Source organism: Rhizobium sp. BK376 (assembly GCF_004341625.1).
GTDB lineage: Bacteria > Pseudomonadota > Alphaproteobacteria > Rhizobiales > Rhizobiaceae > Rhizobium.
The window spans coordinates 62,911-74,988 of sequence record NZ_SLZG01000020.1; the positions used below are offsets into that span (position 1 = coordinate 62,911).

Annotated in this window: 11 protein-coding genes and 1 pseudogene; 4 read left to right on the forward strand and 8 right to left on the reverse strand. The window is 59.4% G+C overall.

The genetic code is table 11. From position 1 onward, the window contains the following. Positions 1–15 precede the first annotated feature (15 nt). The 3 genes from EV561_RS29200 to EV561_RS29210 form a co-directional block, all read right to left on the reverse strand. The gene (locus EV561_RS29200; protein WP_132527080.1) at positions 16–768 is read right to left on the reverse strand and encodes a cyclic nucleotide-binding domain-containing protein; all 753 of its coding nucleotides are present in this window, start codon (positions 766–768) and stop codon (positions 16–18) included. 260 nt (positions 769–1,028) lie between these two features. Continuing rightward, positions 1,029–1,460, reverse strand: a complete 432-nt coding sequence (locus EV561_RS29205) for a hypothetical protein (protein WP_132527082.1) — start codon at positions 1,458–1,460, stop codon at positions 1,029–1,031. A gap of 380 nt (positions 1,461–1,840) precedes the next feature. Continuing rightward, a complete protein-coding gene (locus EV561_RS29210) occupies positions 1,841–2,488 on the reverse strand; it encodes a phosphoribosyltransferase family protein (RefSeq protein ID WP_132527084.1) in 648 nt (215 codons plus the stop codon). Positions 2,489–2,703: 215 nt separating this feature from the next. Here EV561_RS29210 and EV561_RS29215 point away from each other — a divergent pair, with 215 nt between their 5' ends. Continuing rightward, positions 2,704–3,729 carry a hypothetical protein gene (locus EV561_RS29215; RefSeq protein ID WP_132527086.1) on the forward strand — a complete coding sequence of 342 codons (1,026 nt, stop codon included), beginning with the start codon at positions 2,704–2,706 and terminating at the stop codon, positions 3,727–3,729. Here the strand turns inward: EV561_RS29215 and EV561_RS29220 are convergent. The 4 genes and pseudogenes from EV561_RS29220 to EV561_RS29230 all read right to left on the reverse strand — a co-directional run bounded on the left by EV561_RS29220 (position 3,698) and on the right by EV561_RS29230 (position 7,169). Further along, on the reverse strand, positions 3,698–4,678 hold the full coding sequence (locus EV561_RS29220) for a ribose-phosphate pyrophosphokinase (RefSeq protein ID WP_132527088.1): 981 nt from the start codon (positions 4,676–4,678) through the stop codon (positions 3,698–3,700). The genes EV561_RS29215 and EV561_RS29220 overlap by 32 nt on opposite strands. Before the next feature lie 30 nt (positions 4,679–4,708). Further along, positions 4,709–5,146: a universal stress protein gene (locus EV561_RS29225; protein ID WP_132527090.1), complete on the reverse strand. Its 438-nt coding sequence runs from the start codon at positions 5,144–5,146 to the stop codon at positions 4,709–4,711. Positions 5,147–5,367: 221 nt separating this feature from the next. Then, positions 5,368–5,564 (reverse strand): annotated as a pseudogene (locus tag EV561_RS38595) (hypothetical protein); the annotation flags it as partial. A gap of 114 nt (positions 5,565–5,678) precedes the next feature. Beyond that, positions 5,679–7,169 carry an acetyl-CoA hydrolase/transferase family protein gene (locus EV561_RS29230; protein WP_132527092.1) on the reverse strand — a complete coding sequence of 497 codons (1,491 nt, stop codon included), beginning with the start codon at positions 7,167–7,169 and terminating at the stop codon, positions 5,679–5,681. A gap of 493 nt (positions 7,170–7,662) precedes the next feature. Here EV561_RS29230 and EV561_RS29235 point away from each other — a divergent pair, with 493 nt between their 5' ends. After that, entirely contained in the window at positions 7,663–8,178 is a 516-nt protein-coding gene (locus EV561_RS29235) for an Hsp20/alpha crystallin family protein (protein WP_132527094.1), read from the forward strand. A gap of 461 nt (positions 8,179–8,639) precedes the next feature. Beyond that, positions 8,640–9,458: a MarC family protein gene (locus EV561_RS29240; RefSeq protein ID WP_132527096.1), complete on the forward strand. Its 819-nt coding sequence runs from the start codon at positions 8,640–8,642 to the stop codon at positions 9,456–9,458. A gap of 46 nt (positions 9,459–9,504) precedes the next feature. Here the strand turns inward: EV561_RS29240 and EV561_RS29245 are convergent, their stop codons facing one another. Continuing rightward, positions 9,505–10,896 (reverse strand): DUF2254 domain-containing protein, encoded by a 1,392-nt coding sequence (locus EV561_RS29245; protein WP_245513043.1) that lies wholly within the window; start codon positions 10,894–10,896, stop codon positions 9,505–9,507. A gap of 403 nt (positions 10,897–11,299) precedes the next feature. On the opposite strand from EV561_RS29245, the gene EV561_RS29250 reads away from it, so the two are divergent. Beyond that, positions 11,300–11,998: a VIT1/CCC1 transporter family protein gene (locus tag EV561_RS29250; RefSeq protein ID WP_245513045.1), complete on the forward strand. Its 699-nt coding sequence runs from the start codon at positions 11,300–11,302 to the stop codon at positions 11,996–11,998. The last annotated feature ends 80 nt before the right edge of the window (positions 11,999–12,078 follow it).

Genomic DNA, 12,078 nt, shown 5'->3' on the forward strand with positions numbered 1-12,078 from the left:
TTCATCACTTCGGGCTCAGTGGCGCTTTCCTCCAGCGTAAGCGATTACAGCACGTTCGTCGCCATCATATTCGTCGTCATTGCCAGAGAGCTGCACGATCGTTGCGTACCTCACGATGCGCACGCAATGGCGACCCACCGAAGCCACGATGCCCTTGTTGGTCAGCTTCGTCATCGTCCGCGACACCGTTTCAATCGTCAGGCCGAGATAGTCGGCCATATCGAGCCTGGTCATCGGCAATTCGACAATGGCGTTGGATTGGCGGCAACCCGAGTGACGGCGAAGCTGCTTCAACAGGAAGCTACAGACGCGCTCCTCGGCATTCTTGCGTGACAGAAGCACCATCTGGTCCTGGGCTGCGGCCATCTCGTCGCAGAGATGGGCGAAAACTTCCGGACGCAATTCCGGCGAGTTGCTGATCTCGGCCTCGAAGGCCTTGCGTGAAAAGCGGCGGACCTTGGTCTCGGTAATCGCTTCAGCGCTGTAGAGATAGTGGTTCTTGAGCGAGACGCCGACGATATCCCCGGTATGCAGGAAGCCGGTGATGACGCGGCGACCGTCGGAAATGATCTTGAAGATGCGAAGATCGCCTTCCACGACTTCGAAGACATGCTTGGCCGCATCGCCCTCGAAAAAGAGCGACTGGCCGGCCGCCAGATGCTCGACCGGCTGCTTTCTGAAAAGCCCTTGGAGGCAGTGCGGCTCGGAGCCGAGAAGCCCGCCGTTGGTAAGTTCCTTTGGGTAATAGACATTTTCGGCCTGCAGCATGATCGTCCCTCCGTGCTGTCGATGGAGACAATTGAGCGGTCGCAAGTGACATGCCGATGCCGCGAGTGTTAAAAAGCGTGCGAACTTGTAACAATGTGTAACAGGCGTCGTCGAGCGTCGTCCGACCGCCGGTCGCGGCGTGACCGTGCCGCGAAGACACTATCGTATCATTGAGGATCGTCACGGTTTCCGGACGCTGAAAACGGCGAGATTTCTCTCGACCAACCCCGCACCGGATCACGGCTCGGGCAGCACATCGTTCAAAGCGGATAAACTGTTCCATGATCCCAGCGATCACGATAATCCTCGTCGTCAAGCAGGCTCCAGTCCTGAAGGCGCGCGCGCCATATCCGCAGGTACCGACAGCTTGCATCAAGCGCTTTCCTTTTCAGAAAGGCGATCAGCAAGGCCTCGATCTCTTGTTCCTGTAACGGGCTTACGACAACGAAGATCGCAACATCAAGGAGCCGTTCAACGATCGGGTGATTTACGAACCGGGCGTGACACAGGCCGCGGACATAGCCCTTCGCATCTGTTGCGACAACGAAGCTTCGGCGCAATGCCCCACCGGTGACATGACGCCAGGACGTGAGCGTCAAAGCCGGCACTGCCGCCCGCGCGACGACAAAAGCACGCTCGATCTGGTATTCCTGTAACGGCCCGATCGTATACCCGATGTCGAAGGATGCCATGCGAAGCCCCGTTTGGCTTCAGTCGACGGTCGCCGGCCAGCCATCTTCCCTACCGTTTTTGCCACGCCGTTCAATGCTAGAGCAAAAGAACGGGAATGCGTTGACCCGCATCAAAGCGTCTGTCGGCAGCGCGCGGAGAGGAGGTAGACGGGCCAAGCATTGCGATCGGCATGATTGCCTTTGAGGCCGGAAAGGCGAAACTATCGGCACAAGACCCTTATCACCCATGACCGAGGCACGACATGATCGCTATCGGGAAGCCCGCAACGGGCTGTATCTCGTCTGGTCCGGCCCTCAGCGGCCATTGCGCAAGCTGCGTCTCTGGTTTCCGTGATCCGCTACGAATAAACGTGCTCGTCCCATGGAAGACCACAATCCGATCAACGCGCCGCAATCGCGGCCTCGCGGAAACAATCGATGACATCGTCGTCGGACAGCTGCCGGAAATCGCTATAGGCATTGCCCACTGCACCGGAGGATGACATCGTCTCCAGGCAGATCACCTCTTCGACCTCTGCCTGCAGATCGGCGACCGCCTCTGCCGGCGCAACAGGAACAGCAATCACGACGCGATTGACGCCATATTGTTCGATCGCCCTCGCTGCGGCTTTCATCGTGGCGCCGGTTGCGACACCGTCGTCCACGAGAATCACGGTTCTTCCCGCAAGATTGACAGAGGGCAGGACAGTGCTGAACAGGGCTTTGCGACGCGTGATTTCATCCAGTTCCGCCTCCATGGCGGACTGGAAGACCGCGTCTGATATGCCTGCGTCGCGAATGATGTCGCCGTTCCTGAAAACCGAAGGGTGCGCTCCGTCGACGACGGCGCCCATTGCGACCTCCCTCGCCCAGGGAACCCCGATCTTCCTGACGAAGACCATCGACAGGGGCGCCTGCAAAGCCTTGGCAATCTCAAGCGCTACCGGGACGCCGCCACGGGGCAGGCCGATCACGACTATATCGTCCTCACGGTACCGTAGCATGGTCGAAGCAAGCCTACGGCCGGCATCCCGTCTATCCCTAAACACGGCTGCGATCTCCCTTGAATGGACCCGGTCACACCGCCGAAAGACCTTCGCGCAAACGGGTGTGCTAGAAGCGCCCACGAGCGAACGATAGAAGGGTTACCTTCATGCGCTTTGACCTAGGTCAAGACGCGCCGCGAACCGAAGCTCATAACTTGGTCTGGCCGCTTTTGACATTCCTCAATGCTCGACGTGAATGATCGATATTTGATCTCATCATGACAAATGGGGATCAGGGTCTGCTTGACGAAAAGAAACGGCTGCTCAGCGATTTGTGCCGGTCCTATGGCGGTGCATGCGAATTGCGCGAAACACATATGTCCTTTGTGTTTCTGGGTGCCGAGCGCGCCTATAAACTGAAGAAGCCTGTCCATTACCCCTTCCTTGATTTCTCATCGGTTGCCCTACGGCATTACTTTTGCCTCGAGGAGCTGCGGCTCAATCGCCGGCTGGCCGAGAGAACCTACCTCGCGGTTCTGCCGATATGTCGGGTAGCGGACGGCAGGCTTGGCGTCGGAAACGGCAAGGAAGCGATCGACTGGGTCGTGGAGATGCTCAGGCTTTCGGATCACGACATGCTTGATCATCGCATGTTGACAGCTTCGGTTGAGCGTCATGACATCGAGACCATCGCGCTTCGCCTGTCGCGCTTTTATGCCAGCCTTGCTCCCGAACCCGTTGCCGGCTCGCAAGTCGTAGCACATCTGTCTCATCAGCTTGATATCGATACGGAGGTGCTGTGCCGCGAGGAATTCGGTCTTGCGGCATTGGTGTCGCCGCTCCTGGTCACAGCTCGGGAGGAATTGAGCGCCTGTAGAGGCGAGATATACCGAAGGACCGAGACAGGATGGTTTCGGGAAGGACATGGCGATCTGAGGCCGGAGCATGTCTGGCTGGGCCGCCCGCAGCAAATCATCGATTGCCTTGAATTCAACCGGATGATGCGGATTGTCGACCCTTACGAGGAAATCGCGCAGCTTGGCATGGAATGCTGCGCTGCCAGTCATCCCTGGATTTCCCCTCTCTTGCGCAAGACGATGGCAGCCGATCTCGGTGGCGAACCGAGCGAACGGCTGACACGGTTCTACACGGCATCGAAGGCGCTGCGCCGCGCGCGTCTTTGCATGGCCCATCTGCTGGAGAAGGAACCCCGAACGCCATCGAAGTGGCGTCCCCTTGCCCTGAATTATATAGAGTTTGCCGGTATGGGTTTCAGAGATCCTCAACCGACGTCAATCCGGTGACGCTCTCGTGGGCGCACAGCCTGCGGATCAGCTCGGCCAGACGCGGTGCCAGAGAACAGACCATCAGTTTCTCGGGATGAAGTCTCTGCTGAACAAGCGTTTGCGACAAGCTGTCCGTGACAAGGATCCGGCTGATTGCCGAGTCTGCAAACAGCGCAGTGGCGCCGCCACTGAAATGGCCGTGCGCCGCAAGGGCAATCACTTTCTTTGCGCCTCTTGTGAGACTCGTCCGCGCTGCTTTCACCATCGTGGAGCCGCTCGCGATGAGATCGTCGACAATGATGACGGAACATTCCTCGACATCGCCGGCAAAAAGATCGCCTGTCACCACATCCTGGCTTCGCCGCTTCTCCATCATCGCAAACCCGACGGGTTTGCCCCGGAAACGCTCGAAGGCCTCTCTCATCAATTGCGCCCGTTTGATCCCGCCCGCGTCGGGGGACAGGATCACCGCGGGCCCATCCCCGACAAGCTGGCCGATTTCGGCGGAGAAGAGATCAAAGGCCGTCACACTGACAACCGGCATTCGAAAGGCATTTTGGAACGCAGCGACATTGTGGACTTCGACAGCAGCCAATCTTGCTATTCCCATCGCCTCAAAGAGCTGGGCGACATATTTCAGCGTCACTGGATCGCGGGGTTTGGTCTGCCGGTCCTTCCGGGCGTAAGCCAGGTAGGGCACTATGACCGACACCCGCGAGGCGCCATTTTCCCTGCATGTGGCCGCAAAGAACAGGAGTTTGCAGAGCCTGTCATTCGGCGATGCGCTCTCGTCGCCGCCGAGGCTCTGGACGATATAGACATCCTCGCCGCGAACGCTGACCAGCGGCCTCGTCTTGTGCTCTCCATCCTCGAACCGGCGTTCTTCAAGCGGATCAAGCGGGCATCCTAACTGGCCTGCGATTGCGTCCCCGAGCATCCGCGTCTCTTGCAAGGCAAATACGCGCATAACGCTTGCTCCTTCCCCCTGGCAGTGCCGTTATCGATAGACAAGCACGGGAATCCGCGAATGGCTCAGAATCTTCGTCGTAACGCTGCCGAGCAGCAGAGACCCAACCCCTCCACGGCCGTGCGAGGCCATGGCGATCAAGTCGCAACCGTGGTCGACGGCGGTTTCGATGATGGCCGAATGGACCTTCGCGCTTTCGACCTTGACCGTCCGATAGATCACGCCCTGATGGCGCGCCTTTAGCTCCGCCTCGGTGAGAAACCGGGTCGCCTGCACATCGGCCGCTTTCCTGTATTCTTCACGGGTGTTGGAAAGATGCTCGCTTTCGGCCGAGAAAATATGGAAAGGCTCGATGACGGTGACGAACACAACGGCGGCGTTGGCGTCGCGCGCGAACGCGACAGCCCTTTCGACAGCTGAAAGAGCAAGCGGTGAACCATCGGTCGGAACGAGAATGTTTAAGAACATAATGACCTCCTCTTGACCGGAAAATCATAGTGAGCTCGCCGTCGACCACCTTGATCGGTATCAAAATCATGGCCGGCGGATGGGACTGGGGTGGGCGCCACGCCTGCGGCAAGATTGCCTGCGCCCGAAATGCGAAAGTGACAATCCCCTTAGCGATCGAAGCGCCGTTCCGAGCGCGATATCGGCACAACGTCACGCCGTTTCGACGGAGGATCGCTCTGCTTATTCTTTAACAGCCAGATCTTACCGGCAATCGTGATGCAATAGGCATCCCTCTCGGCTCATCCTCGACAAGCCGCCGCTCCAGGAAGCCGTTTGCGGTCAAATGGTTCAACGTCACGTCACTCACGGATCTGATTTTCTGCGGACGTTCCTTCCATCGGTCACTCTTGGCAAAGCTTACGGTTGCGTTCTGATGGGCGCTTCTGCCCGTTCGGCTGGTTCTGATCCGTGATTGCCAGAAGACGCCGAGGTAGGTTTGCGGTCACCTCTCAATACGGCGGGCGCGCCTTCGGCGCATCGATCAAATCCCCTACGGCAACATTTTTCCGGTTCGGCGCAGGTTGTCGTGCCAATGGAACGCCTCCTCGATCAGGTGCGGCGTATGTCCGCCGCGCAGGAGCGCCCGTTTGAAATAATCCTCCAATGCATCGCGATAGATCGGATGGACACAGTTGGCGATGACGAGCAAGGCTCGCTCTCGCGGCGCCAGGCCCCGCAAGTCGGCCAGCCCAATTTCGGTGACGAGGATATCGACGTCGTGCTCCGTATGGTCGACATGACTGACCATCGGCACGACGCGCGAAATCGCCCCCTCCTTGGCGAGCGACTTCGTGACGAAGATCGACATGTAGGCGTTACGGGCGAAATCGCCGGAACCGCCGATGCCGTTCATCATATGCGTCCCGCCGACATGGGTCGAATTGACGTTGCCGTAGATGTCGGCTTCCAGCGCCGTGTTGATGGCGATGATGCCGAGCCGGCGGATGACTTCGGGATGGTTGCTGACCTCCTGGGGACGCAGGACCAGCCGGGGCTTGTAGCGCTCGATCACTGACAGCACCCGCCGGTGTTTGGCGGCCGAAAGCGTCATCGAGGAGCCGGAGGCGAAGTTGAGTTTACCGGCATCGATGAGATCGAAGGTCGAATCCTGCAATACCTCGGAATACATGGTGAGATCGTGGAACGGTGTGTCGGTAAATCCTTGCAGCACCGCATTGGCGATCGTGCCGATGCCGGCTTGCAGTGGCAGCAGCCGCTCGGTCAGGCGGCCGCGTCGCACCTCGTGCAGTAGAAAATCGGCAAGGTGCCTGGCGATCGCATCCGTATTGGCGTCCGCGGGCTCCGTCGTAGAGGGGCTGTCGCTGCCTTGCGTGACCACGATCGCCGCAATCTTTTCCGGTGCGATTGGAATGAAGGGCGTTCCGATTCGACTGTCGGGCGCCACAACGGGGATCGCTTCGCGGCTTGGACGCTTGGTCGGGATATAGATGTCGTGCAGGCCTTCAAGGGCTTCCGGCTGCGACAGGTTGATCTCGACGATGACCTTTGGCGCCAGGATCGCGAAACTTGCCGAGTTGCCGACGGAGGTGGTCGGGACAATGCCGCCGGCCTCGGTGATTGCGGTCGCCTCGATCACGGCGACGTCGACTGGCGGAAGCTGGCCACTGCGCAAGAGCTCAACCGTCTCTGAAAGATGCTGATCGATGAACATCACCTCGCCGGCATTGATCGCCTTGCGCATGACGGCGTCCGATTGAAAAGGCATGCGCCGCGCGACGACGTGGGACTCGACGAGCGTCCTGTCAAGATTGTTGCCGAGTGAGGCACCTGTCATCAGCGTGATTTTCAAGGGATCGCGCCTGGCTCGTTCAGCCAGCGCCAGCGGCACGGCCTTTGCCTCGCCTGCCCGCGTGAAGCCGCTCATGCCGACGGTCATTCCATCGGTGATCAATCTGGCGGCATCGTCCGCATCGACGATGCGATCGAAGAGCTTACTGTGCCGGAGACGGTCTTTGAACATTTCGGAAAAACCTCGATGCGATAACAGGAGATGAAAGAGCGGTATCTGTCGGCGGCTGAGCACCACCCGGGCCGGGAACCGCGCTGCCGCGAAAGGAAGCCTGAAGGTCGATATCGGGATCTCGACCGGGCGGGCAGCTGGCACTGTCTGCGTGTCGTGCGCCGATGGCCGCATTCGCGGTCATGCCCTGTGACGTCGCGTGCGGACAGGCAAGGAGGGTGGTCCAAAGGTGCTATGGCATGCCGCTACTCTGAATGCGATGACCGTCAATCCGGTCGCCATAATCGGGCGGCCGGGAGGTCGGCGCATTGACATGCCTCAAAGAGGAAACTGGCCTCAGCGGCAGAGGTCTTTGATGGGGATCAATGTCGATGCCGCCGCCTTGGGCTTTGATGTTGCCCTTGCCGGACGCGAGGTCCGGCAACGGGCGGCCGGCCTATCCTGATTGGCCCGCCACCGGAGCTTTCGATAGTTTTCGCAAAGGAGAAAGGAAATGGCAGACACAGCCACCAAACTGCCCATCAAGGGCGCGGAGAAGGCGGCGACGCCGCAGAGAGGGCTTTCCCTCTTCGACAATTTGCGCTCCGAAATCGACCGCCTCTTCGACGACTTCTCGCCGAGCCTCTGGCACCGGCCCTTCGCAGGAATGTCATTCGAAAAGCCATTCTCGACCATCGCTTCACCGGCCGTCGATCTCGTCGAGAAGGATGGCGGTTATGAAATCACCGCCGAGCTTCCGGGCCTCGACACCAGCAATATCGACGTGAAGATCGCCGACGGCGTGCTGACCATCAGGGGCGAAAAGCAGGAAAGCAAGGAAGAGAAGGAGAAGGAGTACCATCTTTCCGAACGCCGTTACGGCGCGGTCCAACGTTCCTTCCAGCTCCCGGCGAGCGTCGACGCCTCCAAGATCGAGGCCTCCTTCGCAAACGGTTTGCTGACGGTCAAACTGCCGAAGAGCGAGCAAGCCCGCAACAACGAACGCAAGATCGCCATCAAGACGGCCTGATCGTCTTGATGCTGGCGCGCCCATAGCAGGCGCGCCCTTTGTCGCCGGAGCCGGCCGGCCACGAACGTCAGGCGGGCCGGTGCGACATTGAGCCATCATGGGCGCGTGAACTGGGCTGCTTTGATGGATGTCGACCCGAAAGGACTTTCCCGGAGCGAGACCGGGATGCTGCTGTCAAGCACCGCCGCGGGCTCACCGGATCCCGATCCTCAAGAGCCGGATATCGGATGTATCAAAGGTAAGGAGGAGTGGATATCACCACGATGGAGCGCTGGCGCAAGCCGAAAGATCCTCGGATTTGTCGCTGCAATCTCGCCGGAAGCGCATAATTTGCCCCACACTGGCGCGGCCGCAGGCTTTGACCGGTGTCAATGCGCTCGGACTTCCCCTCCGATAGGCTCGGCCAACACAAGGGATGTTTCGCCAAGCCCCCGGCTGAAGACGCTGCTGGAGACCGATCAATGACGAGATGGCGGCAAATTTCTACTTCAAGGCTTACCCTGTCACGCGCTGGCGATCTTCGCTCGCCTGCGCCATTCCGCGAAATCGCGAAATACCACCCTGGCGCGTCAATCAGCTTCGTCATCGCCATCGCCGGAATCGTTGTCTGCATTTCAACGCAATCCTTCGCGCAATCGACGACCGATACGACGATGCCGATAGTCGCATTCGGCGCACGAAAAGTCTTCTTCTTGCTCTTTTTGATGCTTGGCCCGATCAAGATCCTTGTGCCCTTCGTGTCGCTTACCAGCAACTGGGGGCCGTATCATCGCCGGCGGCTGGCGCGAAGAGCTATTGTCTTTTCCGCCGCTGCGCTGGCAATAGCCGGCTCCCTTGGTCGCACGATGCTTGAGAATTATGAGATTTCACTGCCGGTTCTCGCCATGACCGGAGGCATCGTCCTGTTTCTGGTGGCGATGCGAACCATTCTGCACCAGCCCGCCGTCAGAACCGATCAGCCGTTGGCGCCGGATCAGGCACCAAACCTGAAGCTTGCTTTTACCCCCTTGGCTTTTCCGACAATCGTCACTCCCTATGGGATCGCCGCCGTCATTGTGTTTGCGACGCCGGCCGGTGGTCGCCAGGCAGACGGTCTGACCGTCGCTGCCATAGTCCTTTTGATCCTGGCGCTTGATTGGCTGGCAATGGTTTTTGCAGACACTATCCTGAAATGGATCGGAACCTTGCTTCAAGTCCTCGCGGTGGTGCTCGGGGTGACACAAGCGGCCCTGGGCCTTAAGATCATCCTCCATAGCTTCAGGATGATTGAATGGCAGTAGGAAAGCCGACCGCGGACCGCAATGTCCGAGGTCTTAAGCTCGGTCGTCATGTTTTCGCCGAGCCGCCCAGCCCTTGCGTATCCGCAACGCGTGCCAAGGCGGCGTCCTCCGGCAAAAGATAGGCCTTGTCAATCATTTGGCCCAGCAGATCGCCCTCAACGCGCAAGGCCGGTTTCCGGCTTTCCGGTAATACCTCTAAGAGATTGTCGATCATGGCACGAAGCCTCCTTGCGATCTGAAGGTTCTCGGTCCCATAGATCCTGATTTCTCTGCAAGCGAGCTGGACGAAGTCTTCCCAATCCGGTGTTGGATAGACGACACGCAGCTGTCCTTTCGCATCGCGGAGATAGCGATTGCGCAGATCGCGTCCGCCGACGCTGCTCAGCAATCGATGTAACTGGTCAATTGCCAGCACCGCTGTCGTCGGGTCGTTGATCGCCTTGGATAGAGCCTTGGTGGCAATATCGACAATGACCCTGAAGGCGAATGTCGGATCCTGCTCGATGGTCCGCTCCCGTCCGAATGCGACACTGCCGCACAGGTTCCGGGCCGGAACCGTGGCGGCGCCACCGTATAATCGGAAGAGTGGCTGGCCGTATGCAACAAAATCGCCGACGCGCGCGACCAGCTCGACAATTCCCTGAGCCCGGGTTGCCGTTATCAGCAAGGACCGCGCGTCCACTGCAAGAACGATATCCGACGGCCCCGCATGCGAGACGACGCGGTCCGGCTCTCCGAGCGCCTCGTGTGGTTGTGGCTGCCGGTCCGCATCTTGCCAACGCTCGGGATAGACGGCTTCGATCACGGCAAAGCCCTGCTCGGAGACACTATGAATAATGCTGATCGGACGCAGCAGCCGGGCAGAATAGTCGATGAAATAAAGAAAGGCCGCCAGCGAGAGCACGCCAAGAATGCCCGAGATCCAGACGATGGAGGGCGGTGCAGAGGTGTTGACGCGACTGATCGCACCAATGGCAAAGAGAAGCGTAAAAATAAAAAGGCCCACGGTGAAGCGGATCACATTATCGCGCAGGAGTGTGGTCGCGATAATCCTCGGCGTAAGCTGCCCGCTTGCGATTTGGATCGCGACGAGCAACGAGCCGAACGTGAAAACGATAAACGAGAGTGCCAGACTGATAATCGCCTGCATCGCAGCGACGGTTCCCTCGATCCCAAGGGGCCAGGGCGGGATCCATCGTGTCCACGCCTCGGATGCCAGCACCGTGCGAAAGAATGCCTGCTGGACGATCAGCGCAAGAAATGGGACGATCCAGAGGGAAGCCCGCAAGTAGCTCTTGAGCGTGTACAACCGGTTCCAGCTTATCACGTTCACGCCCCCCGCCGGCTCACGCACCCCGGCTTGAAATTCTCGCAACCAGCGCGTCGGCCTTGCCTTGAACGGCTCGATCCGACGATGGGTCTCATCGCGGCAAGGCATGCGGTCACGCCGACACCCTGGCCGCCTTTGCCGGCTCATGAATTGCGCGGACACCCGTCGCTCCTTTCGGACGTCGAGGCGATCTTGATGCCACTTCCGTTGGCGATCGCCACGAAAGCGCCCCGCCGGCAGCGACCCGCACAGGCTGTGCGCGAACGAAAATCACTCAATTTCGGTCACCCGCATGTCGCGACGTCACCATCTTTCGATAACATCGTCTGACTGGAGGTGAGTACCCAAGGCCGCCGGGCTGACATTGCCGTGCGCGGGGGCCAATGCGAGAACGCTAATTCTCAAATTTGACGAAGGCATTGACGCGGATCAATTCAAGGCGCCGGCGCGGGAATACAATGATCGGTCAAACTGTCACACCTTCGTTCGGTCTGACGCCCGGAGCCTTGCCATGAACGACGACCATGACCAAACGGTGACCGATACGATCGCCACGTCCGAGCACGGATCATCGTTTCGGGAGGTGCTCGATCCCGTCGACCGTGCCGGCGAAATTCTTTTCGGACTGATCATGGTCATGACGTTCACCGGTTCGCTGAGCGTCGCCCAGGCCGGCAGCGCCGATATCAGGGTCATGCTCATCGGAGCGCTTAGCTGCAATCTGGCGTGGGGCATTATTGACGCGGTGATGTTCTTCACCAGTTCGATGGCCGGGCGGCGGCTGTCAAAGCAGACCGTTCAGGCTGTGCAGACCGCCGCCAATGCCGGCAAAGCAAGGGCAATCATTGCAAGCGCGCTGCCTCCCCTTGTACTGCCGGCGCTTTCGGCCGGCGACCTCGAGCGAATTCGTCTGCATCTCGTCAACCTGCCGGCGGAAAAACTGCAGGTTCGGGTCCAAGCACAGGACCTTGCCGGTTCGTTGGCCGTGTTCTTACTGGTCTTCTTGCTCACCTTTCCGGTTGTCGCACCCTTCTTGTTCGTCAGCGATGCGGCGAGCGCCTTGCGTGCTTCCAACATGATCGGGATTGGACTGATGTTTGCGACGGGCTACGCCTTCGGCCGCCGTACCGGAGCACCCTGGCGAGGCGGGCTTGTGATGGTCGCGGTGGGCTTGGCCATGGTGGCGATCGCCATCGCCCTGGGCGGCTGAGATCGTCCGCCGGTAACAAACCGCAAGAGAGACCCGGCCAAAGATTGAAGAACGACGAAAATGCAAGCGCAAGGCTGCGA

Excerpts from the sequence above, each read along its gene's own strand:
- EV561_RS29205 (WP_132527082.1), bottom strand. The coding sequence starts at position 1,460 with ATGGCATCCTTCGACATCGGGTATACGATCGGGCCGTTACAGGAATAC.
- EV561_RS29245 (WP_245513043.1), bottom strand. The coding sequence starts at position 10,896 with ATGCCTTGCCGCGATGAGACCCATCGTCGGATCGAGCCGTTCAAGGCA.
- EV561_RS29225 (WP_132527090.1), bottom strand. The coding sequence starts at position 5,146 with ATGTTCTTAAACATTCTCGTTCCGACCGATGGTTCACCGCTTGCTCTT.
- EV561_RS29240 (WP_132527096.1), top strand. The coding sequence starts at position 8,640 with ATGACGAGATGGCGGCAAATTTCTACTTCAAGGCTTACCCTGTCACGC.
- EV561_RS29200 (WP_132527080.1), bottom strand. The coding sequence starts at position 768 with ATGCTGCAGGCCGAAAATGTCTATTACCCAAAGGAACTTACCAACGGC.
- EV561_RS29220 (WP_132527088.1), bottom strand. The coding sequence starts at position 4,678 with ATGCGCGTATTTGCCTTGCAAGAGACGCGGATGCTCGGGGACGCAATC.
- EV561_RS29235 (WP_132527094.1), top strand. The coding sequence starts at position 7,663 with ATGGCAGACACAGCCACCAAACTGCCCATCAAGGGCGCGGAGAAGGCG.
- EV561_RS29230 (WP_132527092.1), bottom strand. The coding sequence starts at position 7,169 with ATGTTCAAAGACCGTCTCCGGCACAGTAAGCTCTTCGATCGCATCGTC.
- EV561_RS29250 (WP_245513045.1), top strand. The coding sequence starts at position 11,300 with ATGAACGACGACCATGACCAAACGGTGACCGATACGATCGCCACGTCC.
- EV561_RS29215 (WP_132527086.1), top strand. The coding sequence starts at position 2,704 with ATGACAAATGGGGATCAGGGTCTGCTTGACGAAAAGAAACGGCTGCTC.